Here is a 25,335-nt window from a genome sequence, read left to right as displayed (position 1 = left end):
AACCCCATGGCCGACCGGCTGGTACGGCAGGCGGTCCGCGACGGCGGCCCGTGGCCCGCGCTCCTGGCCACCGGCACGATCCTGGCCACCGCCGCCCAGCTCGCCCTCCCCGCGCTCATCGGCTCGCTCGTCGACGCCTTCGCCGCCGGCCGTCCCCCGGCCGGCTCCGCACTCGTGGTCGGGGCGGCCGTGGCGCTCGCGGTGCTGGGCGAGAGCCTCGCCGTCTGGGCCCGGGGCATGAGCGGCGCACGAGCCTCCGCCCGGATCCGGCAGGCGCTCGTGCGGCACGTGCTCGGCGCCGGGCCCGCGCTGACCCGGCGGCTGCCCCCCGGCGAGATCGTCACCAGGGCCGGCCTGAACGCCGAGGAACTCGGCCGCGCGCCGGAGGCCGTGGTCTCGGCGCTCTCGCTGCTCGTGCCCACCGCCGGCGCGATCGTCGCGCTGGCCCTGATCCATCCGCTGCTCGCGCTGGCGCTGCTCGGCGGGGTCGGGCTGATCGTGCTCGTGCTGCGGGCCTTCGCCCGGGTCAGCGGGGTGCTGTCCGGCGCCTACCAGGAGGCCCAGGGGGAGATCGCCGCGCGGCTGGCCGACGCGCTGGCCGGGGCCCGCACCATCGCCGCCGCCCGATCCGGCGACAGGGAGACGCGGCGCATCCTCCAGCCCCTGCCGCGGCTGCGCGCGCACGGCCTGGCCCTGTGGCGCGCGGGCGCCTCCGCCGGGGTGCGAGCCGGGCTCATGGTGCCGCTCGTGGAGGTCGCCGTCCTGGTGGCGGCCGGGTTCCTGCTGGCCTCCGGCCGGCTGACCGTCGGCGAGGTCTACGCGGCGGCCCGCTACGCCGTCCTCGGCGCCGCGCTCAGCGGAGCCCTCGGCTTCGCCGGGCAGCTCGCCCGCGCCCGCGCCGCCGCCGCCCGCGTCGAGGCCCTGCTCGCCGTGCCCGCCGTGCCGTACGGCACCGCCTCGCTGCCCGCTCCGGCCCGGGGCACGCTCACCTTCCGCGGGGTGCGGGCGGCCGGGCTGGAGATCCCGGCGCTGACCCTGCCAGGCGGCTCCCTGACCGCGGTCGTCGGGCGCTCGGGCGCGGGCAAGTCCCTGGTCGCCGCGCTCGCCGGCCGCCTGGCCGACCCGGACGAGGGCCAGGTGCTCCTCGACGGCACGCCCCTGCCCGAGCTGTCACGCGCGGAGCTGCGCCGGGCGGTCGGCTACGCCTTCGAGCGCCCCGTGCTGGTCGGCGCGAGCGTGGCCGCCGCGATCGAGCTCGGCGGCGGCCGGGCCGAGCCCGCCGCGCGCGCCGCCCGGGCCGACGCCTTCGTCCGCAGGCTGCCCCACGGGTACGGCACGCCGCTCGCCCAGGCCCCGATGTCCGGCGGCGAACGGCAACGGCTGGGCCTGGCCCGGGCCTTCGCCCACGCCGAGCGGCTGCTGATCCTCGACGACGCCACCTCCAGCCTCGACTCGGCCACCGAGGCGCTGGTCAACGAGGCCCTCACCGGCGAGCTCGGCGGACGCACCCGGCTGGTGGTCACCCATCGCCCCGACGTCGCCGCCCGCGCCGACCTCGTCGTCTGGCTGGACGGCGGCCGGGTGCGGCGGCTCGGCCCGCACCGCGAGCTGTGGCACGACCCCGGCTACCGCGCCGCCTTCGACGAGGAGCCCCGATGACGCGCCCGCGCGAGGTGCTGTGGGCGGCGCTGCGGCGGCGGCCCGCCGTGCTGGCCAAGATCGCCGCCTGGTCGGTGCTGGAGGTGACGCCGGCCTTCCTGATCGGCCACGCCGTGGCCCGCGCGATCGAGGACGGCTTCGCGGCCGGCCGCCTGCTGACCGGCCTGGCCTGGCTGGCGCTGCTGGGCGGCGCGTGGCTGGTGGCGGCGGTCGCCGCCCGCCAGGTGATCCTGGGCGTCGCCGCCCTGGCCGAGCCGTTCCGCGACGACCTGCTGCACCACGTGGTGCGCGGCCTGCTGCACGAGGCCACCGCCTCCTTCCGCGCCCCGCCGCCCGGCGGCGCGGCGCTCACCCGCGCGACGCTCCAGGTCGAGCTGGCCAGGGACGCCTTCGCCGCCCTGGTGACCGTGCTGCGCGGCTTCGTGTTCACGCTGGTCAGCGCCGCGCTCGGGCTGCTGACGCTGGTCCCGGCGCTGGCCCTGCCGGTGCTGGTCCCCTTCGCGCTGGGCACCGCGCTGTTCCTGGCCTCGCTCCCAGCCCTGATCCGCGCTCAGCGCGCCCACCTGGAGGCCGACGAGGCCACCGGCGCCGAGTTGACCACGGTCGCCGGCGCGCTGCGCGACCTCACCGCCTGCGGCGCCGAGCAAAGCGCCGGTGACCGGCTCGGCGCGCTCGTCGAGGCCCAGGCCGCCACCGCCGCCAGGCTGGCCCGCCTCACCGCGTTGCGCACCACCGCGCTGACCGTGGGCGGCTGGCTGCCGGTGCTGCTCGTGCTGGCCTGGACCCCGGCTCTGCTGGCCCAGGGCGTGGCCATCGCCACCGTGGTGGGCGCGCTCGCCTACGTCACCCAGTCCCTCGCCCCGGCACTCGGCGGCCTGGTCGAAGGCGTCGGCGTCAGCGGGGTGCGCCTCCTGGCCGCGCTCGGCCGCATCCTCGCCGGCACCCCGGCCGCCATCCCGCCCCCGCCGGCGGCCCGGCCCGCCGACGTCACGCTCACCCTGCGCCAGGTCACCTTCGCCTACGGCCCGCAGGCCGAACCGGTGCTCGACCGCCTCGACCTGGAGGTCGCCGACGGCGAGCACCTGGCGATCACCGGGCCGAGCGGCGCGGGCAAGTCCACCCTGGCCGCGCTGCTGGCCGGCGCCCTGCGCCCCGACGCCGGGCAGGTGCTGATCGGCGGCCTCCCGGCCGACCGGGTCGACCCCGCCGCCCGCCTGCTGATCCCGCAGGAGGCCTACGTCTTCCGCGGCACCGTGCTGGAGAACCTCGCCTATCCCGGCGAGGCGTCCGAGCACGAGGCCGAGGCCGCGGTGGCCGAGCTGGGCCTGGCCGAGCTCGTCGCCCGCTGCGGCGGCTACCAGGGCCTGCTCGACCCGGCCGCGCTGTCGGCGGGGGAGCGGCAGCTCCTGGCCCTGACCCGGGCCCTGCTCAGCCCCGCCCGGCTGATCGTGCTGGACGAGGCCACCTGCCACCTGGACCCGGTGGCCGAGGCCCGCGCCGAGGAGGCGCTCGCCCGCCGGCCGGGGACGCTCGTCGTGATCGCCCACCGCGCCGCCTCCGCGCGCCGCGCCCGCCGGGTGCTGACGCTCGGCGACGGGGCCCCTCGTGATCGCCGTTTCGCCAGAGAGGAACTGATCCCATGAGCTACCCGCCCGCGGTACGCCTGCCGTACGTGGAGAGCCTGCACGGCCACGAGATCGCCGACCCCTACCGATGGCTGGAGGACGCCGGGGACCCGGCGACGAAGACGTGGCAGGCCGAGCAGGACACGCTCTGGCTCGAGCACGCCGGGCGGCTGCCCTGGCGCGAACGGCTGCGGGCGAGACTGGCCGAGCTGGGGCAGGCGGGCCAGGTGACGCCGCCGGTGTGGCGCGGCGAGCGGTGCTTCGAGCTCCGCCGCGACCCCGGCCAGGAACACCCCGTGGTGCGGTCGGGGGAGCGGGTGGTGCTCGACCCGATGCGGCTCGACCCGACCGGGCTGACCACGGTGGACGGCTGGGAGCCGAGCCCGGACGGCGAGCTGCTGGCCTACCAGGTCTCCAGGCGCGGCGAGGAACGCGCGGAGCTGCACGTCCTGGAGACCGGCACCGGCCGGGCGGTGGACGGGCCGATCCACGGCTGCCGGTACTCACCGGTGGCCTGGACGAGCCGGGGCGACGGCTTCTTCTACATCCGCTTCGGCCAGGGCGTCTACCGGCACCTGCTCGGCGAGCCGCCGGAGCGCGACGCGCTGGTCTTCACCGCGGGGGAGGGCGCCTCCTACGGGCTGGCGATGAGCGGGTGCGGGCGGTGGCTGACGGTGTCGGCGGCGCCGGGCGCCTCCGCGCCGAACGAGCTGTGGCTGGCCGACCTCACCGGCCGCGAGCTGCGCCGCGTGCAGCCGGCCGGGCAGGCGCACAGCGTCGCCGCCGTCGCCCCGGACGGCCTGCTGTACGTGCTGACCGACCGGGACGCGCCCAGGGGGCGGATCTGCGTGGCCGACCCCGCCCTGCCAGGCCGCTGGACCGAGCTCGTGCCCGAGGACCCCGAAGCGGTCACCACCTCCTTCACCGTCCTGGAGGGCGGCACCCTGCTGGTGGCCCGCGTGCGGCACGGGCTGTCCGAGCTCGACCTGCACGACCAGGTCAGCGGGCGGCGCACCGGCGGCATCCCGCTGCCCGGCAGCGGCACCGCCGGCTCGCTCACCACCCGGCCCGAGGGCGGCCACGAGGCCTGGTTCACCTACACCGACGCCGTCACCCCGCCGGCCGTCTGGCGCTACGACGCCCGCACCGGCGCGGCCACGCGGTGGCCGGCCGCGCCGGGCCCGAGCGCCCCGCCGGACGTGGAGAGCCGCCAGCTCACCTGCCGCTCCAAGGACGGCACGCCGGTGCGGGTCGTGGTGGTCGCGCGGCGCTCGTGGCCCGGCGGCCCGCGCCCGGCCATCCTGACCGGCTACGGCGGCTTCGGGCGCTCGCTGACCCCGGCCTACGCCGCCGACTCCCTGGCCTGGGTCGAGGCGGGCGGCGTGCTGGCGATCGCCGGGCTGCGCGGCGGCGGCGAGGAGGGCGAGGCCTGGCACCGCGCCGGCATGCGCGAGCACAAGCAGAACGTCTTCGACGACTTCGCCGCCGTGGCCCGGCTGCTGGTCGCCGAGGGCTGGACCACGCCTTCGCAGCTCGGCCTCTGGGGGGAGTCCAACGGCGGGCTGCTCGTCGGCGCGATGCTCACCCAGCACCCCGACCTGTTCGGGGCGGCCGTGTGCGCCGCGCCGCTGCTGGACATGGTCCGCTACGAGCACTCCGGCCTGGGCCGGGCCTGGCGCCAGGAGTACGGCTCGGCCGAGGTGCCGGAGGAGCTCGCCTGGCTGCTGGCCTACTCGCCCTACCACCACGTCGAGCCCGGGACCGCCTACCCGGCGACGTTGTTCACCACCGCGGCGGGCGACACCCGGGTCGACCCGATGCACGCGCGCAAGATGTGCGCCGCCCTGCAGTGGGCCTCCTCCGGCGGGCGGCCCGTGCTGCTGCGGCACGAGAGCGGCGTCGGGCACGGCGCCCGCGCGGTCAGCCGCTCGATCGCCTTCGCCGCCGACGCCCTCGCCTTCCTGGCCGCCTGGACCGGCCTGTCAGATCCACCCCGACTCGCGGGCGATGCGGATCGCGTCGATGCCGCTGCGGGCGCCCAGCTTGGTGCGGGTGCGCCCCAGGTAGTTACGGACGGTGCCCTCCGCCAGGAAGAGTGAGGCGGCGATCTCCGGGATGGACGAGCCTTCCGCGGCCGCGCCGAGCACGTCCAGCTCGCGCGCGGTCAGCGGCGTCTCCGGCGAGGTCATCGCCGCGATGGCCAGCGTCGAGTCGACCACCGTGCCGCCCCCGGCGATCTTGCGGATGGTGTCAGCCAGCTCGCTCGGCGGCGCGTCCTTGGCCAGGAAGCCGCGCACCTGGGCGTCGAGCGCGCGCTTCAGCGAGCCGGGCGTGCCGATGCCGGTCAGGATCAGCACCTTGCACCCCGGCAGCTCCTCGTGCAGTTCCTTGGCCGCCGACAGGCCGTCCATGCCCGGCATCGCCAGGTCGAGCACGGCGACGTCCGGCTTGCAGGCCCGCGCTGCGGCCAGGACCTCGTCACCGCGATCCACTTCCGCCACCACCTCGATGTCCGGTTCGGTGGCCAGCAGGGCGACGATCGCCCCGCGGATCAGATCCATGTCCTCGGCGAGCAATGTCCGGATCACTGGGTCCTCGCGGTCCTCGGGAAAACGGTGTCGCCCTCATCCTGACCAATGAGTCAGATTCTGAAAAGTCATCTCATCAAGCTGGTTGGTCCCCAATATGGTGAAAATGGGAATTCATGAACGCGAGCGGAATTCTGCTGGCATAGTCTCCGCGAAACGGGGCAAAACTCGGGGGCCCCCTGACCTGTGTGAGGTGCCGCCCATGGTCTCTGCCCGCCGAAAGCTCTACAAGCTGGTGTACGGCACGCGATACGACAAGGTGCCGTGGGGCCAGCGCGTCTACGTGCGGCCCGGCGAACGCCAGATCCGCGAGGCCCAGTGGCGCCTGCGGATCGCCCGCACGCCGGTGATCTCCCTCGACGAATACCGCGAGCGGGTGCCGCTCGGCGAGATCGAGGAATACCTGAGCTGCATGCTGTGCGGCGAATCCCGCCAGCAGAAACTCTTCGAGCCCACCGGCGGCAAGGGCTGGCGCTACCACGTCGTCCGCTGCCCCTCCTGCGGCTTCCTCTACCGCAACCCCAACGTCCGCCCCGAACGCCTGGGCGACCTGTACGCCAACAGCTACAGCAAGTTCCTGACCGGCGACTACGCCGAGAACCGGCAGCGCCGCTACCGGCTGGTCATGAAGAGCTTCGGGCCGGTCTTCGAGGAGGGACGCGGCCGGCGGCTGCTCGACTTCGGCTGCGGCGCCGGGCTGTTCCTGGAGCTCGCCCAGGAACGCGGCTTCGACGCCAGCGGCGTGGACCTGTCGCCCGACTCGGTCGAGCAGGCCAACGCGCGGCTGCAGGCCCTGCCCGTGCCCGAGGGCGGCACCCGCGCCCGGGCGCACTTCGGCGCGCCCGCCGACATCCCGGAGATCGCCGCCGGCGGCTTCGACGTGATCACCCTGTGGTCGGTGCTGGCCCACCTGCCGCGCCCGCTCGACGACTTCACCGGCTTCCGCGAGCTGCTCGCGCCGGGCGGCGTGCTGATGATCCTCACCGTCAACGCGCGCTCGCTGCTGCTGAAGGCCTACGGCTCCAAGTGGAGCGGCTTCACCAAGAACCACCTGATGTTCTACTCCAGCCAGACCCTGCCCACGCTGCTGCGCAAGACCGGCTTCAAGGGCGTGGCCTTCGCCTCGCACTACGGCGACACCGTCGAGGCGGGCACCACCCGGCTCGCCCCCGAGCTCCGCCGCCGCCTGGAGGCGAACGTCCGGCGCAGCGACGGCGGCAACATGATGCGCGCCCTGGCCTTCGCCGACGAGGAGGCGATCGCCCGCTGGCGCGACCACCTCAAGATCCACCGCCTCTAGGGGTTCGGCACGATCATCGTCACCCCCGGCACCGAACCCATCGAGGCCAGGGCCTTGCCCGCCTCCTCCAGCCCGATCGTCCGGGTGAGGAGGAGGTCCGGGTGGAGCGTGCCGCTCCGGATCAGCTCCAGCATCGGCGGATAGGCGTGCGCGGCCATGCCGTGACTGCCCAGCAGCTCCAGCTCCCAGCCGATCACCCGGCCCATCGGCAGCGGCGTCGGGCCGCCCGGCAGCAGGCCGACCTGCACGTGCCGGCCGCGCCTGCGCAGCCCCTCGATCGAGGCGGCGCAGGTCTGGGCGCTGCCCAGCGCGTCCAGCGACACGTGCGCGCCGCCCCTGGTCAGCTCCATGACCTGGGCGGCGGCGTCGCCGTAGGAGGCGTTGACGAAGTGCGTGGCGCCGGCCCGCTCGGCCAGGTGCAGCGCGTCGGCGCTGACGTCCACCGCCACCACGCGCGCCCCGGCCGCCGCCGCGATCATCACCGCGGACAGGCCGACGCCGCCGCAGCCGTGCACCGCCACCCACTCGCCCGGCCGTACCCGGCCCACCTGGGCGACGGCACGGAAGGCGGTGGCGAAGCGGCAGCCCAGCGCGGCGGCGGTCGCGTACGGCAGGTCCTCCGGGATGGCGACCAGGTTGACGTCGGCGTGGTCGATGGCCACGAAGTCGGCGAACGAGCCCCAGTGCGTGAAACCCGGCTGCGTCTGCCGCTCGCACACCTGCTGGTCGCCGGTGGCGCAGGCCGTACACGAGCCGCAGGCGCAGACGAACGGGACGGTCACCCGGGCTCCCGGGCGCCAGCCCCGCACGTCGGAGCCGACCGCCTCCACCACCCCGGCCAGCTCGTGGCCGGGGACGTGCGGCAGCACCGAGATGTCCGGGTCGTGGCCCTGCCAGCCGTGCCAGTCGCTGCGGCACAGGCCGGTGGCGGCCACCCGGATCACCACGCCGTGCGGCGCGGGGACGGGGTCGGCGACCTGGCACAGGTCGAGGTCGCCGCCGAAGCGGTCGAAAAGCACGGCTCGCACGCGTTGAGCTTAGGCTTTGACCTGCGGGTACGGTCAACCCCCAGGTCAGGGCAGGTCGACCGTGACGCCCTTCGAGCCGCGCTCGGCGTGTAGCGTCATGCTGACCGGGGTGACGTCGTCCGGCAGGTCGAACATCTGCCGCCCCGAGGCCGAGGCGCCCGGCGCGAGCGGCTCGTAGAGCCGGCTCGAGTCCGGCAGGTAGCGCAGGATGGACACGTCGGGCAGGTAGGTCTGGCCGTCGGAGCCGGTCACGCTCTGGATGGCGCCGGAGAAGACGGCCTCCTCCGAGCCGACGTTCTCGGCGGTGACCGGGATCACCGCGAAGTGGCCCTCCGCCTCCTTGGTCGTCGGGGCGGTGCCGACCGACTCCATCAGCTCGGGCTTGCCGACGGTGAAGCGCAGCGGCTCCTCGGTCGCGGCGACCGTCCCGGCGGCGCCCGCCCCGGCCCCGGTCTCGGTGCCGGTGGGCGAGGCGGCCGGCGAGCTCGCCGCGGTGTCGGTGGGCGAGGGTACGGCCTGGCCGGCGCCCTGGCCGTCGGTGGCCTGCCCGGCGGTGGGCGCGGGGCCCGCCTCCGGGGTGGTGTTGCGCGAGCCGCCCCACCACAGCAGGCCGATCACGGCCGCGGCGGCCACGGCCAGCCACCACCACTTGGCGTTGCCGCCCTTGCGGCCGGTCTCGGTCCGCCCGACGCGATGCGCCCCGTTGCCGGCCGCCGCCTCCGCCCGGCCGGTCGTGCGTTCCGTCCGGCCGGTCACGTCCTCCGTCCTGCCGGTCATGCCCTCGGCCCGGCCGGACGCGCTCTCTGTCCGGCCGGTCGTGCCTTCTGTCCGGCCCGTCGTGCTCTCTGCGCGGCTCGTCCGGCCGAGCAGCGGGTCGTCGGTGGCGGGGCGGTCCGGGTCGAACCGGTCCCGGCCCTCGGCGAACTCGCCGGTGCGTCCCGGCGTGCCCGGGACGGTGCCGCCTTCGGCGGTGGGCTCCCGGAAGCCGCCCGGCTCACCGGCCCGGCCGCCGGTCCCGGCGATCTCCTCCCGGGCGCGCTCGGCGGCCCTGGCCGCGGCGTCGTCGGGCTCGCCGGTGCGATCGTGCTCATTCATCGTGAATCCCCCTGAGTAGTGCACCTACTACAAAGAGTAATCGCCGCTGATATTTCGCCCTGAGCGAGGTGTCAGGTTCGCGCGTCCGGTCAGAAGGAGGGCATGGGAGAGGAACTGGACAAGGAGCGTTTCACCGAGCAGGAATTCGCCGTCTTCGGTGAGCGCCTGGTCGAGCAGCTCGCCGCCTTCCGCGAGCTGCTCGACCGGCCCGGCTTCGGTCAGGGCGACACCACCATCGGCGGTGAGCTGGAGCTGTTCCTCATCGACAAGATGGGCGATCCGCTGCCGCGCAACGAGGAACTCCTCGAGGCGATCGGCGACCCGCGGCTCACGCTGGAGCTGGGCCGCTTCAACCTGGAAGGCAATTTGACCCCCGTGCCGCTGGCCGGGTCGCCGTTCCGCGCGATGGGCGACGAGCTGCAGGAGATCACCGCGCTCGTCGACCGCGCGGCGGGTGAGCTCGACGTCGACGGTGACGACGGCGGCGGAGGCGGCGGGGCGATCCCGATCGGCATCCTGCCCACCCTCGGCACCGGCGACTTCACCCCGCACGCCATGAGCGACGAGGCCCGCTACCGCGCCCTCAGCCGCGGCGTGCGCCGCGTCCGGCTCGAACCGTTCGTGGTGCGCGTCGACGACCTCGAACTCGTCGTCGAGGACGTGCTGCTCGAAGCGGCCAACACCTCCTGGCAGATCCACCTCCGCACCCCGCCGGAGCGCTTCGCCCCGCTGTTCAACGCCGCCCAGCTCGCCATCGGCCCCGTGCTCGCCGCCGCCGGCAACTCGCCCCTCTTCCTCGGCCGGCGGCTCTGGGAGGAGACCCGCATCGTGCTCATGGAGGAGGCCGCCGACGACCGCGACGTCGGCCGCCTCTACCGCCGCGACGGGCGCGTCACCTTCGGCTCCGACTGGGTGCGCGAGGGCGCCTACGAGCTCTTCGAGCGCTGCGTCCAGGACTACGAGCCGGTCCTGCCCGCGCTCACCGACGCCCCCGACCCGCTGGAGACCGTACGGCAGGGCGGCATCCCCGACCTGGCCGAGCTCCGGCTGCAGATGGGCACCGTCTGGATGTGGAACCGGCCCGTCTACGACCCCGCCGACGGCGGCCACCTGCGGATCGAGATGCGCGCCCTGCCCGCCGGGCCGACCTGCGCGGACATGACGGCCAACGCCGCCTTCCTGCTGGGACTGACCCTGTCGGAGTCGCACCGCGACCTGACCGGCTACAAGTTCGGCGAGGTCTACCAGAACTTCTACCGCGCCGCCCGCCAGGGCCTGTCCGCCAAGCTGTCCTGGCCCGGGCACGAGGGCGAGCTCGACGCCTCCGAGCTCATCCTCAGCCTGCTGCCGCAGGCCAGGGCCGGGCTCCTCGAAGCCGGCGTCGTCCCCGACGAGGCCGACACCGCCCTGGAGATCATCGCCCAGCGGGTGCGGACCGGGCGGACCGGCGCGGTGTGGCAGCGGGAGTTCCCCGGCGACGCCCGGGCCCTGGTCACCGCCTACCGCAAGCTCGCGCTGAGCGGGGTGCCCGTGCACCTGTGGCGCTGACCTTCCGCGGCCCATCGGAAGAGGTGCCGGAGAAACGCAACTAATGTCCAGCCTCGCCCGTCAAACTGACCACAACGGACGGCAAAGCGAGGATGACATGACCGCCATGGGGATGACCGAGGCCGACCCGACCCCCTTCACCCTCCAGCGGAGCACCGGCACCTACGCCGAAGGCGCGGCCAAGCTCGCCGGCGAGATCGGCGCCACCGCCGTCGAAGGCGTGCTGGCCACCGGCAACCGTACGGGGGTGCGCCGCGGCGCGAGCGGGTTCATCGGCACGATGACCCCCAAGCCGGTCGACTGGTACGCCTTCGACGCCAAGGACGAGGACACCGCCGACTGGTACCCGCAGGGTCTCAGCGGCAGCGCCGACTCCGGCGGCGTCGGCGTCCCGGCCTTCGCGGTGACCTGGTACTACAAGCCGGAGACCAAGACCGGCGAGCGTGGCTGCCGGGTCACCTTCCTCAACCCGCGCACCCTCCGGTACCAGCACTGCCTGCTCGTCGAGGCCCGCCCCGACGGGAGTTACGGCCCCATCGACATCCACGCCGGCGGCTGCGGCTGGGTCGGCGACCGCCTCTACGTCGCCGACACCTTCCGCGGCCTGCGCGTCTTCGACCTCAACAACCTGCTCGACCTGCGGACCGCCCAGTCCGACCTCGGCGACGCCGACCGCGTCGGCCGGCACGAGGGCCGCTTCCACGCCTTCGGCTACCGCTACGTGATCCCGCAGAGCGACTCCTGGCGGCTGGTCAAGCGCGGCGCGGTCTTCTCCTTCGTCGGCGTCGACCACACCAGCGGCACGCTGGCCTCCGGCGAGTACAAGGAGGGCACGCCGCTCGGCCGCGTCGCCCGCTGGGACCTCGCCTCCGGCGGCGACCTGGCCTCCGGCGTCCCGCGCGACGCCTTCACCCTCGGCGCGGAGATGATCCAGGGCGCCGTGTCCGTGAAGGGCACCTGGTACCTCAGCCAGGCCTTCCGCAACCAGCGCAACGGCCGCCTCCTCGTCGCCGCCCCGGGCCGCCCGTCGATCTCCCGCCCCTGGTGCATCGGGCCGGAGGACCTCACCTTCCAGGACGGCAAGATCTGGAGCGTCAGCGAGTTCCGCAACCGCCGCGCCGTCTTCGCCGTCTCACCGTGACCGGCTGGTGCGCTTGGTCCAGAGACCGAGTTCGATGCCGTGCAGCCCGGGGCCGGGTGAGCTCGGTGTGCCCCAGAACGCCCCGTCCCGCCGCAGGCCAAGGCGGCTGCCGGCCTCCGTCACGAACCCGTGACCCGCGGGTCGGCTAGCCGGCCAGCCGGAAGTTCACACAGACGATCTCGGTGTGCTCGTCGATCTCGTAGCCCGCGGCGGTCCAGAAGGCGCGGTGCGCCTCGCCCCAGTGCTCGACCGAGCGGAACCCCTCGCCCTCGGACTCGGCGAACTCCCACGTCACCGCCGCGAACGGCACGACCTCGGCCGCCGTCACCTCGACCTCCGCCAACCGGCCGCCGTCGTCGTCGACCAGGACGAGCCGCTCACCCACGTGCTCGACCGCCTCGCCCTCCGCTCGGTAGTCGTGCTCCAGCACGCTCGACGTGCCGGTCTTCACCCCGGCCAGCACCAGGCCGTTCAGGTGCGTGCGCATCTCGCCCGGCGTGCCGAGGTCCAACGTCCTGAGCCCATCGATCCGTCCCCACATGTCCCGCACCCTACCGAGGCCTGAACCTGATCGACGTCCAGGGCCGGATGGGCCTGCCGTACCGGTGATGGAGGCTGGTCAGGAGGCCGTGACGCCGGCCAGGTAGGCGGCGAGCTCGGCCGGGTGCGACAGCATCGCCATGTGGCTGCCGGGCACTTCGTCCGGGGTGATGCCGAGGCGGTCGCGCACGTGGCGGCGGGCGAACTCCGGGGTGAAGAAGCGGTCGTCGCGGCAGAGGACGTACCGGGTGGGGACGTCCGGCCAGGCGGGCAGCGGCCAGGGCTCCGCGCAGGCCCGCTCCATGGCGGCCTTCTCGTTCAGGGCGGCGTCGTGGGCCAGCACCCGCTCGCCCAGCTCGCGGGGGACGTCGTGCAGGTAGAGCTCGTACTCGTCGTCGACGTCGGAGTCGGGCCGGCCGCTGCGCTCCCACCACTCGTCCGGCGCCTCGCCCGGGCTGGGGATCATCGCGGTCACCAGGACGAGCGCGGCGGCGTCGAGGCGGGCGCAGACCAGCGGGCCGACGAAGCCGCCCCAGGAGTGGGCCACCACCACGACCGGGCCGCGCTCGCCGACCGCCCGCACGACGGCGTCGGCGTACTCCCAGAGGCCTGCGTCCGGGTCGGACACCGGCAGGTTCACGGCGACGGTGTCGTGCCCGCGGCGGTGCAGCTCGGCCTCGACCAGGTGCCAGTCGTAGGCGCTGCCGCCGCCGCCGTGAATGAGCGCGAAAGTTGTCATGCGGGTATGGACTCCTGGGCTCGGAAGAAGTCATCGGTGCCGTGGGGCTACATCCCGATGTGCTCCAGCAGGACCCGGCGGAAACCCCGGTCGAAGTCGTCGTAGCGGGCGCGTAGCCGCTCGCCGGGCCAGTCGGCGGGCAGGAGCTCGGGCGGGAGCAGCGGGTCTTTCAGCAGGTGGCGCAACACCGCGGCGGAGACCAGGAACCCCTCGGCCAGCCCGGTAGCCCGTCCGAGGGCCCCCTCGAGTCGCCGGGCCTCGGCTGCCCAGCCGTCCAGGTCCCACAACCACGGTGTCGGATCCGTCGCGCGGGGCCGCCCGTCGATCAGGGTGCACTGCGCGGTGACGATGTCCGGCCACTCCCGCACCAGGTTCGCCGGCCGCATCCACGTGCCCTCCCGCAGCTCGCCGAGCCGCAGCCGGGACATCGTGTCCCGCAGCGCCGCCCGGTCGGCCTGAGCGCGGCGCTCCGCCGTGACGACGGCGATCTCCCACGTGCCGCCCCAGGCCCGGACGTGCGGATCGCGACTCTCGTCCTGGCGCGCCTGCCGTTCGAGCAGCCGCTCCGACAGCGTGTACCGCCCGTCGGCCTGCACCAGGTCCCCCGCCGCCACCATCCGCGACAGCGCCACCCGGACCGTGCCCTCCGCGATCCCGAACAGCTCCCCGATCCGCACCAGGTGCCGGGCGGCCAAGCTGGGCGGGTGGCAGCCGAGCAGGGCGCTGAGCACGGCCGACCGGGCACTGAGTCCACTATTACGCTCTTCCATCGCGTGTCGATTATATGTAACACTCGCGCTATGAGCCGGTACCTCATCGAGCCGTTCGACGCCAGCGACCGCTACGCCACCGAGCACTACCAGGGCGCCACCGGGCGCAACTGGTGGCGCGGCGACCCCGCGCTCCGCCTGCTCATGCGCCGCCACCTCGGCGAGGGGTACGGCTGGGCCGAGCCGTACCTCGACCAGCTCGGCGAGCTGACCGGCGGCCTGATCGCCCGCTGCGCGGAGGAGACCGACCGCAACCCGCCCAGGCTGGAGAAGTACGACAAGTGGGGACGGGACGTGAGCGAGGTGGTCATGCCGCCCTCGTTCGAGACCGCCCGCACGGCGCTGATGAGCAACAACTTCACCTCGCCCGCCTTCGCCGCCGAGGCCGTCGCGAACGGGGCGGATCCCCGCGCTCTCGGTGCGGCCTGGACGTACCTGCTCGACCAGGCCGACATCGGGATGGGCTGCGCGCTCGGCACCGGCGGTGACATGGTGGTCGGCCTGGCCGAGAAGTACGCGCCGGCCGACGTCCTCGAACGAGTCCGCACGATCTTCGCCAACGGCTTCTACTCCGGCGAAGCCGCTCAGATGTTCACCGAACGCACCGGCGGCTCCGACCTCGCCGCCCTGGAATCCGCCGCCGTCCCGGACGGCGACGCCTGGAGCCTGACCGGCTTCAAGTGGTTCGCCTCGAACGCCAACGGCTCGGCCTTCGTGGTGCTCGCCAAGCTCCCGACCGGTGACATCAAGCCCTTCCTCGTGCTCTGGGAGCGCCGCGACGGCACCCGCAACGCGGTGCGCATCCGCCGGCTCAAGGACAAGCTCGGCACCCGCTCCGTCGCCTCCGCCGAGGTCGAGTTCACCGGCGCCGAGGCCTTCCTGCTGGCAGGGGAGGGCTCCGGCTCCGGGCTCGGCACCATGATGCAGCTCACCAACGCCTCGCGGCTCGGCGTCGCCATGATGGGCGCCGGCGCCGCCCGCCGAGCTTTTGTCGAATCCCTCTGCTACGCCTCGGCCCGTGAGGCCTTCGGCCGCCGCCTCATCGACCAGCCGCTCATGCGCCGTAAGCTCGCCGAGCTCATCGTCGAGACCGAGGCCGTCCAGGCGCTCGTCTTCGACGGCCTCTGCGGCCCCCGTCTGCGCCTGGCCCCTGCCCTGATCAAGCTTCGCGCCGCCCGCCTGGGCGTCACCGCCGCCAGCGACGCCATCGAGATCCACGGCGGCAACGGCTACATCGAGCAGTGGCCCGTCGCCCGCCTCCTGCGCGACGCCCAGGTCAACCCGATCTGGGAGGGCGGGGACAACATCCTCTGCCTGGACGTACGGCGCGCCATGCTCCGCGAGGCCGCCCACGAGCCCTTCCTCGACCGCGTCGCCGCCGCCCTCGACCAGGCCCCCGCCGCCGAAGCCGCGACCACCGACCTCGTGCGCAACCGCCTCGACGACCTCCGCAAGGCCATCACCGCCTGGTCCGCGCTCGCCCCCGACGTCGCCGAGGCCCGGCTCTTCCCACTCGCCCAGTTCATGGCCGACGTCTACGGCGCCGCCCTGCTGCTGGAGCAGGCCGGCTGGGAGGAACGCGCCGGCCACGGCCCCCGCAAGGGGCTGGTGGCCCGCCTCTACGCCGACACCCACCTCGCCGACCACGGCCCCCTCCGCGGCATCGACCGCCCGGCGGAGGAGCTGGAGCACTTCGACGAGCTGCTCTCCGGAGCCTTCGCGGACTGAAGCCGGAGCATCGGCGATTCACGGGCGCACCTGCGGCGGAGGGCGCGAAGTCACGGGATGGTCGAAGGACCGCCGCTGTTCCCACCACGGCAGATCGGGGGAGGCGAGCGGGTCGGCCAGCGTCCTGGCCCGGAACCTCGCGTGGATCGGGCGGACCAGACCGTAGAGGTACGGCGAGGCCCACGCCGGAAGGCGGCGCAGGGCGAACTCCAGCCGACCGCGAGGACCTTCGCCGGAGCAGTCGGGGAGGGCAGATGGGCGGCGGGACGGTGGCTCGTGCAGCGGGTGTCGCAGGTCCGTACCCGCGACGGGGGCCTACGCGGCATGGGCCTTTCTCGTCGTCATGGCTGCGATCATGCCATAACCATTGGCCCGGGTTCAGGCCGCTGTGGCACGGTGGCGGGGTGAACGAGCAGCTCCCTCGCACGGTGGAAGAGGCGATCGCCGCCGAACGGGCGGGACGGCGCCTGCGCTACCTGTACTTCTGGGGCCACCGCCCCAGCCGCGACGGCACCGTCGCAGCGGGGTGCCTGTCGCAGTGGTGGCCGGTCGAGTTCCAGGAGGACGGGCACGTCTTCGCCTCGGCCGAGCACTACATGATGGCGCACAAGGCGTGGCTGTTCGGCGACCAGGAAGCCGCCTCCGAGATCCTCGCGGCGAGACACCCGGGCGAGGCGAAGGCCGTCGGGCGGACGGTGCGCGGCTTCGACGAGCAGACCTGGAATGCACACCGCTTCGACATCGTGGTCCGCGGCAGCCTCGCCAAGTTCGGCCAGCACCCGGACCTGCGGCGGTTCCTGCTGTCAAGCGGCAACCGGGTCCTGGTCGAAGCCAGCCCCGTGGACCGGATCTGGGGGATCGGCCTGACCGCCGACGACGAACGGGCCGCCTCTCCGGAGCGGTGGCGGGGGCTGAACCTGCTGGGCTTCGCGTTGATGACCGCCCGCGAACGACTGGCATCCTGAGCACCCCCAGCGGTCGGAATGCCGGTGCCTCGTTGGGGGCGGCGGGAGTCAGGGCGCCCTGGTTTGATCTCCGCCTACCGTTGGGAGCCGATATGCCGATCATGGAACTGGGAGCGCGCGATTCGGTGATCGACTTCGCGCAGGGGACGGCCGACGACCCCTGGCTGGAGCGGTTTCTGACGATCAACGGCGTCGCCGGGTACGCCCTGACCTACTCATGCGGCACGTGCGGTCTGGTTCTGCGGCGCCAGCCGGGCGCGCCCCCGCTCCCGATCGCCGCGGAAGGTGTACGGGACCGTCTCAACAGCGGGCTGTCCGGGCTCGACGCCGATGTGATCAGCGCGTTCGGCGGGCAACTGCCGCGAGGCGAGTACCTGGTCGTGCTGCTGCGGGTGGAGCCGGTCCTCACGCAGCCGGGGAGCCGCTCGGACTACTTCGCCGTGGAGCAGCCTCGCCTGTGGACTCAGGAGGACGTCGAAGAGCCCGACGCCACGGATCCGGCCAACATCCCGTACTACCGGCTCGGCGACCAGCCGGTCGGTGAGCGGCACCACCTGTTCCAGTTCGCCGTCCCGATGCGCCCTCTGGACTCGACGGACGAGGCCACCGTCTCCCGGTACGCGGAGGCCGACACCTTCGGTACCGCTGTCTCCCTCGGGGTCCTTGACGTCAGCGGCCCGTACTTCTCCGACCGGCAGCATTGGGGCCTGTTCCACTTCTTGCTCGACGGGCACCACAAACTGCTCGCCGCCGCCCGGGCCGGACGGCCGCTGCGGCTGCTCTCCTTCGTCTCCGTCGGCCGCTCTCTTGCGAGCCGGGACGACTTCGCGCAGTTCCGTCCGCTGGTGGAGCGGTGACCGTCAGCGCGGCGGGAAGTGGAAGGTCCAGCCGGGTTGCCAGGTGAAGGGGGCGTTCACCAGGTCCTCTAGAGGGATGCCGTTCAGCAGGTGTTGCAGGGCCCAGCGGTTGGCGGAGTGGGCGATCACCAGGAGGGGGCCGGGGCCGGTGGCGTGGTCGTCGAGGAAGGAGCGGGTGGGCCGCGAAGGCGAGCTCGGCGGTCTGTACGGCACGCCGCAGGTCGGAGGAGTAGACGGCGGTCAGGCCGTCGTGGCGGCGGCGGTCGCCGAGCTCGGCGGCGAGGCGGCGGCCCGAGGGGGAGAGGTCGCCGGGGAGCCAGCCGGTGGCCATGCCGGCTTCGTTGTCCGTGGTGATGGAGTGGGTCTCGTAGATGAGGGTGGGCATGCTGTGGATCTTCCCTGCCTGCTGCCGCCGTGCACAGAGGGCCGGTGGACCGGTATGAATGGACCCATGAAGGTACGAAGTGTCCTCCTGGCTGTCGCGCTCGGGCTCACCCTGCTGGCTCCTCCGGCGCAAGCCGCCACGACGGCGACCAAGGTGTTCGGGTTCCTGCACGCCGCGGGCGGTGGGGAGTTGTGGTTCGCCAAGGGCAAGATCTGGCCGCACCCCGAGTTCGAGGCCTGGCAGTGGAAGCGCACCGGCAAGTGGCGCAAGCACGAGGTGGCCCCCGGCGCCAAGCTGTACGTGAACATCCTGGCCGGGCAGTCGCAGTCCAAGAAGGTGTCCTACTCCTGGCTCAACACCAAGCTGCGGCCGAAGGCGACCAAGCAGATGGGCTTCCACGTCTGGTTCTCCGGCAAGAAGATCGTCCGGGTCCAGCAGGTCTACACGCCGTAGCGGCCTTGCGTCCGGCGGGGCGGGCGGGGATGCTCGCCCCATGAGCGTGCGGATGGAACGGGACGGATCGGTCAGCACGGTCGTGCTCTCCCGGCCGGAGGTCCGCAACGCCGTCGACCGCAAGACGGCCGACGCGCTGAGCGACGCCTTCGCCGAGTTCGAGCGGTCGGACGCGGCGGTCGCGGTGCTGTGGGGCGAGGGTGGCACCTTCTGCGCCGGGGCCGACCTCAAGGCGCTGGACAACCACGTCGGCGAGGAGGGCGACGGGCCGATGGGCCCGACCCGGATGCGGCTCACCAAGCCGGTGATCGCCGCGGTCGCCGGGCACGCGGTGGCGGGCGGGCTGGAGCTGGCGCTCTGGTGCGACCTGCGGGTGGCCGAGGAGGACGCGGTGTTCGGGGTCTTCTGCCGCCGCTGGGGCGTGCCTCTGATCGACGGGGGGACGGTACGGCTGCCGCGGTTGATCGGGTTGTCGCGGGCGATGGACCTGATCCTCACCGGGCGGCCGGTGGGGGCGGCGGAGGCGCTGGCCATGGGGCTGGCCAACCGGGTCGTGCCGACCGGCTCCTCTCGCGAGCATGCCGAGGAGCTGGCCCGGCAGCTCGCCCGGTTCCCGCAGACGTGCCTGCGCGGTGACAGGCTGTCGGCGCTGGAGCAGGAGGGGCTGCCGGAGGGGGAGGCGATCGTCAACGAGCTGCGGCACGGGATGACCGCGCTCGGGGACGCGGTGGGCGGCGCGGCCCGCTTCGCCGCCGGAGAGGGCCGCCACGGCGCCTTCTGAACCCGCGACCCGAAAGAACCGGAAGGACACCGCGCCCCCAAGAGCCCGTCAGCCCTGGGTCTGGGCGTTGAACTCGGTCAGCCGCTGCCCCTCCTGCCGCACCCCGGTCAGTTTTAGCACGTCCAGCCCCGAGTAGAGGTCGCTGGAGTAGATGTACCCGTTGTAGTAGTAAGCCGACCAGGACCCCCCACTCCCACCCATGGACACCGGCGCGTGCCCCCGCTGGAAGTACCCGATCTCCCGGGCATGAGCCGGGTCGGTGAAGTCGATGACGCTGACCCCGCCCTCGTACCACCCCTGGACCATGACGTCCCGTCCGGGCACCGGCACCAGAGACCCGTTGTGCGCGCTACACGTCCCCCGAGCCACCCGCGGAATCATGAAATATCCCTGCAAGGTGAGCTTGGTCCCTTTCAGGGTGTAGACCCCGTTGGCCCCCCAGGTCCCACCCCTCGCCGGAGGGCACACACTGGACCGCCCCCCGCCGAACTCGTCGGAGAACACCACCTTGCTCCCGTCCTGGCTGAACACCGCCGAGTGCCAGTAGCCGAAGTGCTTGGGGTCACGCACCCGGTCGAGCACCTTGGGCCGCAAGGGGTCGGACACGTCCAGCAGCAGCCCGTCCCCGATGCAGGAGGCCGCCGCCAGCCGCTTGGGCGCGTAGACGGTGACGTCGTGGCACCCGCCGACCAGGATGTGGTCGGTCCCCGCCGGGCTGCCGCCGTCCTCCAGGAGCTCCGGCTGCGCCGCCACCGTGGCCCGGGCGGGATCGGCGACCGGCACCTTGACCACGGTGATGCTGCCCTTGGCCGCATGGCACGCGCTCCCGGAGGTCCGCGACGGGGCCGAGGTGGCGAACAGGTAGACCGACGCCGGGTCGTCGCTCGGGATGAGCGTCGCGGTGTGCGAGCCGCACGGCGTGCGGACCGCGCCCACGTACCGGGGCGCCCGCTTGTCGGCGATGTCGAAGATGCGCAGCCCCTCCCAGTCGCCGGTGCCGGGCGCGTCGCAGCGTTCGCCGCCCATGCCCAGGTCCACCGAGAGGAACAGCAGGTTCCCGCTGACCGTCACGTCGTTCTGCGGCCCCGGGCAGTACACCTGGCTGACCACCTGGGGCTGCTCGGGCCGCGAGATGTCGTAGACGGTGAAGCCGAGGTAGTTCCCGGCGATGGCGTAGCCGCCGGTGAAGGCGAGGTCGGAGCCGACCGCCTCCTCGACGTCCATGGGCGGCCGGCGCGGCACGTTCGCCACCGGGACCAGGGCGGTGTCGTGCTCGGCCGAGTCGAGGTAGCCGGCCAGGTCGCCGGGCCGGATCGTGGTCCCGTCCCCGAGCGGGCTCTGGGTCCGGCTCGCCGCCGGGGCCTTGGCGGGCTGCCGGGACGGCTCCGCCGTACAGGCAGCGAGGAGCAGGGAGAGCGCGGCGGCCAGCGCCGGCAGGGCGCCTCGCACGTCAGCGGCCGTCCTTGACGACCGGCAGCCGGGCGGGGCGGTGGGCCATGGTGCCGGTGGTCCAGTCGAGCTCGTCCGCGGGTACGGCGAGCCGTAGCTCGGGCAAGCCGGTGACCAGGGCGGACAGCGCCTCCTGCAGTTCCATCCGCGCCAGGTTGGCGCCCAGGCAGTAGTGGATGCCGCGGCTGAAGCCGAGGTGCGGCGAGGGCATGGGCCGGTCCAGGCGGAAGGCGGCCGGGTCGGGGAAGACGGCGGGGTCGTGGTTGGCGCCGATGAAGGAGGCGATGACGCCCTGGCCCTTGGCGATCACCGCGCCGGAGGGCAGTTCGACGTCCTCCAGCGCGACCCGGATGGGCGTGGTGTCGCCGGGGAACTCCAGCCGCAGCAGCTCCTCAACCGCCGCGGGCACCAGCGACGGGTCGGCGGCCAGCCGGCCGTACCCCTCCGGCCTGGGGTCGAGCAGCCGCTGCGCGGACCGGGACAGCACCGAGCCGGTGGTCTCGTAGCCGCCCAGTAAGAGCCCCATGGTCTGCACGACCAGCTCCTCCTCGGTGAGCCGGTCCTCCTCGTCGCGGGCGTGCACGAGGACGGCGAGCATGCCGTCACCGGGGTCGGCGCGGTGTTCCTCGATGAGCCCGGCGACGTAGGCGTGGAAGCCGGCGCCGGCGGTGAGCTTCTCCTCAAGGGGCAGCCCGGAGGTGGAGAGCATCGCCTCCGCCCAGCTCGCCACCCGCTCGGTGTCGATCCCGGGCACGCCCATGACCTCGCAGATGACCTGCACGGGCAGCGGGAAGGCGAAGCCGGAGACGAAGTCGAACTCGCCGGGCAGCCCGGCCAGCAGCTCGTCGGCGACGGCGCGCACGCGGGGCCGCCACTGCTCGATCCGGCGCGGGGTGAAGGCGCCGGCCAGCAGCCGGCGCAGCCGGGTGTGCCGGGGCGGGTCGGTGCTGATCAGCAGGCCGGGGATGTCGCTGAAGCTGAAGCCCTCGTACAGCCGGGGCGCGCCCTCGTAGAACAGCTCGCGGGTGAAGCGCGCGTCACTGAGCACGGCGAGGGTGTCGTCGTGCCGCATGGTCAGCACGACCTCGTCGCCGCTGGGCAGGCGGACCCGGCCGGCGGGTTCGTGTGCCAGGCGGCGGGCGTAGGCGTCGGCGGGACGCCCGCGCGGGCAAGGCGGGAAGGGGAAGCTCTCAAGATCCGGCATAATCGCACGCTAGCCAGGCGAACCCCGCGTGGGAAGAACGTATGTTGGGCCTTATGCCGGACATCGAGGTCGCCGGGCGACAGGTGCAGATCACCAACCCGGACAAGGTCGTCTTCCCCGACAGCGGGCACACCAAGCTCGACCTGGTGCGCTACTACCTGGCCGTCGGCGAGGCGGCCCTGCGCGGCGTGGACGGCCGGCCGATGATCCTCAAGCGGTACGTGCACGGCATCGCCGAGGAGGCCTTCTTCCAGAAGCGCGCGCCGAAGAAGCGGCCCGACTGGATCGAGGTCGCCGAGCTGCGCTACCGCTCGGGACTGTCGGCCGAGGAGGTCGTGGTCACCGACCTGGCCCAGCTCGTCTGGGTGGTCAACCTCGGCTGCGTCGACCTCAACCCGCACCCGGTGCGCGCCGGCGACCTGGCCCACCCGGACGAGCTGCGCATCGACCTCGATCCGGTGCCCGGCGTGCCGTGGGCCGACATCCTGACCACCGCGCAGGTCGTGCGCGAGGTGCTGGGCGACCACGGGCTGGGCGCCTGGCCGAAGACCTCCGGCTCGCGCGGCTTCCACGTCTACACCCGGATCACCCCCGACTGGACCTTCGCCCAGGTGCGCAAGGCCGCCGAGGCGGTCGCCCGCGAGGTCGAGCGGCGCATCCCCGACGTCGCCACCGCCCGCTGGTGGAAGGAGGAGCGGCACGGCGTCTTCGTGGACTTCAACCAGAACGCCTACGACCGCACCGTCGTCAGCGCCTACTCCGTGCGCGCCGTGCCCGACGCCCGGGTCTCGACCCCGCTGACCTGGGACGAGGTGCCCGGCTGCCGGCCCGAGGAGTTCACCCTCGACACCGTGCCCAAGCGCCTGGCCGAGCGCGGCGACCCCTGGGAGGACCTCGGCCTGGAGCCCGGCTCGCTGGCCGGGCTGCTGGAGCTGGCCGAGTCGCTCGGGCCCGCGCCGAAGCCGCCCAAGGGTGAGGGCCGCCGCGTGCAGCAGATGCCGGTGATCGAGATCGCCAAGGCGCAGCACAAGGAGGAGGCGCTGGCCGGGCTCGACCGCTGGAAGGCCCGCCATCCGGAGGTCGCCGCCCTGCTCGAGCCCGCCGACGTGCTCGTGGACGGCATGCGCGGGCGCAGCAGCGTGTGGTACCGGATCCGGGTGAACCTCCAGCATGTGCCGGAAAACCTCCGCCCGCCGCAGGAAGCTCTCGAATCGGACTACAACCCCTGGGCGTGATCGCCTAGGCTCCTCGCATGGAGCTGGAGATCGACACGACCAAGCCCAGCGTGGCGCGGATCTACGACTACTGGCTCGGCGGGAAGGACAACTTCGAGGTCGACCGCCTCGCCGCCGAGCAGTTGCTCAAGCTGGTCCCCGACGCGGTGGAGATGTGCAGGGAGAACCGCGACTTCCTGCGCCGCACCGTCACGCTGCTGGCCGGTGCGGGCATCCGCCAGTTCCTCGACATCGGCAGCGGCCTGCCGACCCAGGACAACGTGCACGAGGTGGCCCTGCGCGCCGCCCCCGACGCGGTCACCGTCTACGTGGACAACGACCCGATCGTGCTCGTCCACGGCCGGGCGCTGCTGGCCGCCGGGGGTAACGCGCACGTGATCGGCGCCGACCTGCGCGAGCCCGGCGACATCTTCGCGCAGGCCGCCGAGCACCTCGACCTCGACCGGCCGGTCGCGGTCCTGCTGCTGTCCATCGCGCACTTCGTCACCGACGACGCCGAGCTCGCCCGGGTCATGGACGAGATCCGCGCGCGGCTGGCCCCGGGCAGCTACATCGTGATGTCGCACGCCTCGGCGGGGGAGACCACCTCCGACGCCACGGTCGCCGCGGCCCAGGAGGTGTACGCGCGTTCCGCGCCCGGCGGCATCACCCCTCGCACCCGGCCCCAGCTCGCCGCCCTCTTCGACGGGCTGGAGCTGCTGGAGCCGGAGCTGGTGCCGGTCCGGTCCTGGCGGACGGGGCTGCGGCCCGACTACTCCAAGCCCAACGTCATCGGCATCGTCGCCCGCGTGCCCTGACCGCGCTCACACCCGGGTGGGCGGCTCGTAGCCGTCGTCCTCGCCGTAGACCCGCCCGCTCTGCTGCCCGCGGGTCTCGATGACCGGCCCGCCGTACTCGCCGGCCAGATCCGGCTCCTCCTCGGGTACGGCAGGCGTCAGGTACCGCGCCCACGTGGTGCGCCCCCGGGCCGGCCCGTTGAGCAGCCCCCGGCGTTGCGCGGCGGCCACCCGCCCGGGCCACGGCATCCTCGGCAGCAGCAACCGCCGCCCCCGGGCCGCCCGCCACTGCCGGGCCAGCACGTCGGTGCCCAGCACCTCGGGCCCGCCGTACTCCTCGATGCCCTTGCGCGGTCCCTCGTCCAGCAGCTCGGCCAGCCGCCCGGCCACCTCGCGGGCGTCCACCGGCTGCCAGGCCACGCCGGGATCCACCGGCAGCACCGGCCCGGCCTTGCCGAGCAGCCCGTCGAGCCACTGGTGGAAGGGCGTGGCCCGCAGGACGGTCCAGCCGAGCCCGCTCTGCGCGATCAGCCGTTCGGCGCGCAGCTTGTGCCGGAAGTAGCCGACCGGCGCGTGCTGGACGCCGGTGATGGACACGTACAGCAGGTGCGCGACCCCGGCCGAGGCCTCGATCAGCCGCCGGGTGCCGGCCACGTCGACCGAGGCGGTGCGCCGGCCGCGGTGGGGGAGCGAGGCCAGGTGGACGACCGCCTCGACGCCGTCGGCCGCCTGCCGTACCCCCTGGCCGGTGGCCAGGTCGGCGACCAGCCAGCGCACGCCCGGCTCCTGACGCGGGCGGCGGCTGATCGCCCGCACCTCGTGGCCCGCGGCGGCCAGCCGCGGCACCGTCTCCCGTCCGAGGATCCCCGTCGCTCCGGTCACCAGCACGCGCATCGCCCGCTCCTTCCCGTCGCCGGGCCCCTTACCCCGGACTGGACGGGCCAGGCTCGTCCGATGTGACGCTCTCGCGCCACTTGTCGAACAGCAGCGGGATCTCGCGGTGCATGAACAGGTAGAAGTCCCGCAGGTCGGTCATGGTCTTCCCGGCGTGCGTCTCGGGCCCGCCGAGCGCGTCGATGCCCTCGCCCACCATGTCGGCGAGCGTCTTGTACAGGGAGACCTTGGTGAGCGCGGCCTCCCACCAGTTGTTGGTGAGCAGCCGGTAGTGGTCGCGCCGGGAGCCCGGGATGGGCTCGCGGGCGACCATGCCGAGCTGGATGAGGTAGCGCACCGCGCCGGAGATCGCCGCCGGGCTCACGCCGAGCCGTTCGCTCAGGTCGGCCGCGCTGAGCGTCTCCTCCTCGGCCACCGACAGCGAGATCAGCACCCGCGCCGCCATGGGCGGGAACCCCCAGTCGGTCAGCGTGCGGCTCAGTCGTTCGACGAACCGCCGAACGCTCTCCTCGTCCCTCATCCCGCTCCTCTCGTGCCGCCGGCGTCAAGAATCCGTAGTTTACCGTATTCACGAC

Annotated in this window: 24 protein-coding genes and 1 pseudogene; 13 read left to right on the top strand and 12 right to left on the bottom strand. The window is 73.7% G+C overall.

The features are described from left to right. Positions 1–6 precede the first annotated feature (6 nt). Genes AB0I67_RS26500 through AB0I67_RS26490 form a run of 3 tightly spaced genes read left to right on the top strand, consistent with a single transcriptional unit; the run spans position 7 to position 5,383 of the window. A complete protein-coding gene (locus tag AB0I67_RS26500) occupies positions 7–1,659 on the top strand; it encodes an ABC transporter ATP-binding protein (protein WP_357928257.1) in 1,653 nt (550 codons plus the stop codon). Beyond that, entirely contained in the window at positions 1,656–3,302 is a 1,647-nt protein-coding gene (locus AB0I67_RS26495; protein ID WP_357928254.1) for an ABC transporter ATP-binding protein, read from the top strand. Before AB0I67_RS26500 ends, AB0I67_RS26495 begins: the two co-directional genes overlap by 4 nt. After that, a complete protein-coding gene (locus AB0I67_RS26490) occupies positions 3,299–5,383 on the top strand; it encodes a prolyl oligopeptidase family serine peptidase (RefSeq protein WP_357928251.1) in 2,085 nt (694 codons plus the stop codon). The genes AB0I67_RS26495 and AB0I67_RS26490 overlap by 4 nt, the downstream gene beginning before the upstream one ends. Here the strand turns inward: AB0I67_RS26490 and AB0I67_RS26485 are convergent. Then, positions 5,267–5,872 carry a response regulator transcription factor gene (locus tag AB0I67_RS26485; protein WP_357928248.1) on the bottom strand — a complete coding sequence of 202 codons (606 nt, stop codon included), beginning with the start codon at positions 5,870–5,872 and terminating at the stop codon, positions 5,267–5,269. The genes AB0I67_RS26490 and AB0I67_RS26485 overlap by 117 nt on opposite strands. Positions 5,873–6,074: 202 nt before the next feature. On the opposite strand from AB0I67_RS26485, the gene AB0I67_RS26480 reads away from it, so the two are divergent. Continuing rightward, on the top strand, positions 6,075–7,172 hold the full coding sequence (locus AB0I67_RS26480) for a class I SAM-dependent methyltransferase (protein WP_357928246.1): 1,098 nt from the start codon (positions 6,075–6,077) through the stop codon (positions 7,170–7,172). Here AB0I67_RS26480 and AB0I67_RS26475 read toward each other — a convergent pair. Next, positions 7,169–8,200 carry a zinc-dependent alcohol dehydrogenase family protein gene (locus tag AB0I67_RS26475; protein WP_357928243.1) on the bottom strand — a complete coding sequence of 344 codons (1,032 nt, stop codon included), beginning with the start codon at positions 8,198–8,200 and terminating at the stop codon, positions 7,169–7,171. The two genes, AB0I67_RS26480 and AB0I67_RS26475, sit on opposite strands and share 4 nt — an antisense overlap. A gap of 45 nt (positions 8,201–8,245) precedes the next feature. Beyond that, positions 8,246–9,295 carry a DUF4352 domain-containing protein gene (locus tag AB0I67_RS26470; protein ID WP_357928241.1) on the bottom strand — a complete coding sequence of 350 codons (1,050 nt, stop codon included), beginning with the start codon at positions 9,293–9,295 and terminating at the stop codon, positions 8,246–8,248. A gap of 102 nt (positions 9,296–9,397) precedes the next feature. Here AB0I67_RS26470 and AB0I67_RS26465 point away from each other — a divergent pair, with 102 nt between their 5' ends. Then, positions 9,398–10,843 (top strand): glutamate--cysteine ligase, encoded by a 1,446-nt coding sequence (locus AB0I67_RS26465; protein ID WP_357928239.1) that lies wholly within the window; start codon positions 9,398–9,400, stop codon positions 10,841–10,843. 97 nt (positions 10,844–10,940) lie between these two features. Beyond that, entirely contained in the window at positions 10,941–11,984 is a 1,044-nt protein-coding gene (locus AB0I67_RS26460) for a hypothetical protein (RefSeq protein WP_357928236.1), read from the top strand. 145 nt (positions 11,985–12,129) lie between these two features. Here AB0I67_RS26460 and AB0I67_RS26455 read toward each other — a convergent pair whose 3' ends face one another. The 3 genes from AB0I67_RS26455 to AB0I67_RS26445 all read right to left on the bottom strand — a co-directional run bounded on the left by AB0I67_RS26455 (position 12,130) and on the right by AB0I67_RS26445 (position 14,033). Next, entirely contained in the window at positions 12,130–12,525 is a 396-nt protein-coding gene (locus AB0I67_RS26455) for an ASCH domain-containing protein (protein WP_357928234.1), read from the bottom strand. 78 nt (positions 12,526–12,603) lie between these two features. Further along, positions 12,604–13,263, bottom strand: a complete 660-nt coding sequence (locus AB0I67_RS26450) for an alpha/beta hydrolase (RefSeq protein WP_357928232.1) — start codon at positions 13,261–13,263, stop codon at positions 12,604–12,606. A 47-nt stretch (positions 13,264–13,310) separates the two neighbouring features. After that, entirely contained in the window at positions 13,311–14,033 is a 723-nt protein-coding gene (locus tag AB0I67_RS26445) for a PaaX family transcriptional regulator C-terminal domain-containing protein (protein ID WP_357928231.1), read from the bottom strand. 30 nt (positions 14,034–14,063) lie between these two features. Here AB0I67_RS26445 and AB0I67_RS26440 point away from each other — a divergent pair, with 30 nt between their 5' ends. The 3 genes from AB0I67_RS26440 (at position 14,064) to AB0I67_RS26430 (ending at position 17,583) form a co-directional block, all read left to right on the top strand. Continuing rightward, positions 14,064–15,761 (top strand): acyl-CoA dehydrogenase family protein, encoded by a 1,698-nt coding sequence (locus AB0I67_RS26440; protein WP_357928230.1) that lies wholly within the window; start codon positions 14,064–14,066, stop codon positions 15,759–15,761. A 404-nt stretch (positions 15,762–16,165) separates the two neighbouring features. Then, a complete protein-coding gene (locus AB0I67_RS26435; protein ID WP_357928228.1) occupies positions 16,166–16,726 on the top strand; it encodes an NADAR family protein in 561 nt (186 codons plus the stop codon). A gap of 92 nt (positions 16,727–16,818) precedes the next feature. Further along, positions 16,819–17,583: a hypothetical protein gene (locus AB0I67_RS26430; protein WP_357928226.1), complete on the top strand. Its 765-nt coding sequence runs from the start codon at positions 16,819–16,821 to the stop codon at positions 17,581–17,583. Between the two features lie 3 nt (positions 17,584–17,586). On the opposite strand, the gene AB0I67_RS26425 is transcribed toward AB0I67_RS26430, so the two are convergent. Together AB0I67_RS26425 and AB0I67_RS26420 are read right to left on the bottom strand one after the other, a co-directional pair. Further along, positions 17,587–17,796: a hypothetical protein gene (locus AB0I67_RS26425; protein WP_357928377.1), complete on the bottom strand. Its 210-nt coding sequence runs from the start codon at positions 17,794–17,796 to the stop codon at positions 17,587–17,589. Positions 17,797–17,815: 19 nt separating this feature from the next. Then, a pseudogene (locus AB0I67_RS26420) lies at positions 17,816–17,914 on the bottom strand (hypothetical protein); the annotation flags it as partial. Between the two features lie 120 nt (positions 17,915–18,034). Between AB0I67_RS26420 and AB0I67_RS26415 the strand changes: the two are divergent. Both AB0I67_RS26415 and AB0I67_RS26410 read left to right on the top strand, forming a co-directional pair. Further along, positions 18,035–18,421 (top strand): hypothetical protein, encoded by a 387-nt coding sequence (locus tag AB0I67_RS26415; protein ID WP_357928224.1) that lies wholly within the window; start codon positions 18,035–18,037, stop codon positions 18,419–18,421. Between the two features lie 40 nt (positions 18,422–18,461). Beyond that, on the top strand, positions 18,462–19,202 hold the full coding sequence (locus tag AB0I67_RS26410) for a crotonase/enoyl-CoA hydratase family protein (RefSeq protein WP_357928222.1): 741 nt from the start codon (positions 18,462–18,464) through the stop codon (positions 19,200–19,202). 48 nt (positions 19,203–19,250) lie between these two features. Here the strand turns inward: AB0I67_RS26410 and AB0I67_RS26405 are convergent, their stop codons facing one another. Together AB0I67_RS26405 and AB0I67_RS26400 are read right to left on the bottom strand one after the other, a co-directional pair. Continuing rightward, a complete protein-coding gene (locus AB0I67_RS26405; protein WP_357928220.1) occupies positions 19,251–20,651 on the bottom strand; it encodes a hypothetical protein in 1,401 nt (466 codons plus the stop codon). A gap of 1 nt (position 20,652) precedes the next feature. After that, on the bottom strand, positions 20,653–21,855 hold the full coding sequence (locus AB0I67_RS26400; RefSeq protein ID WP_357928218.1) for a cytochrome P450: 1,203 nt from the start codon (positions 21,853–21,855) through the stop codon (positions 20,653–20,655). A gap of 53 nt (positions 21,856–21,908) precedes the next feature. On the opposite strand from AB0I67_RS26400, the gene ligD reads away from it, so the two are divergent. Together ligD and AB0I67_RS26390 are read left to right on the top strand one after the other, a co-directional pair. Then, positions 21,909–23,090: a non-homologous end-joining DNA ligase gene (gene ligD / locus AB0I67_RS26395; RefSeq protein WP_357928217.1), complete on the top strand. Its 1,182-nt coding sequence runs from the start codon at positions 21,909–21,911 to the stop codon at positions 23,088–23,090. A 17-nt stretch (positions 23,091–23,107) separates the two neighbouring features. Then, on the top strand, positions 23,108–23,887 hold the full coding sequence (locus AB0I67_RS26390) for an SAM-dependent methyltransferase (RefSeq protein WP_357928215.1): 780 nt from the start codon (positions 23,108–23,110) through the stop codon (positions 23,885–23,887). A gap of 6 nt (positions 23,888–23,893) precedes the next feature. Here AB0I67_RS26390 and AB0I67_RS26385 read toward each other — a convergent pair whose 3' ends face one another. Both AB0I67_RS26385 and AB0I67_RS26380 read right to left on the bottom strand, forming a co-directional pair. Continuing rightward, positions 23,894–24,760, bottom strand: a complete 867-nt coding sequence (locus AB0I67_RS26385; protein ID WP_357928214.1) for an NAD(P)H-binding protein — start codon at positions 24,758–24,760, stop codon at positions 23,894–23,896. Positions 24,761–24,788: 28 nt separating this feature from the next. Then, entirely contained in the window at positions 24,789–25,280 is a 492-nt protein-coding gene (locus AB0I67_RS26380) for a helix-turn-helix domain-containing protein (protein ID WP_357928212.1), read from the bottom strand. Positions 25,281–25,335: the final 55 nt, after the last annotated feature.

Origin of the sequence: Nonomuraea sp. NPDC050310 (genome assembly GCF_040655795.1) — a bacterium.
In the GTDB taxonomy this organism is placed as follows: Bacteria; Actinomycetota; Actinomycetes; order Streptosporangiales; family Streptosporangiaceae; genus Nonomuraea.
The sequence above is the reverse complement of the archived record's forward strand: the minus strand, read 5'-3'. Positions and strand labels throughout refer to the sequence as shown.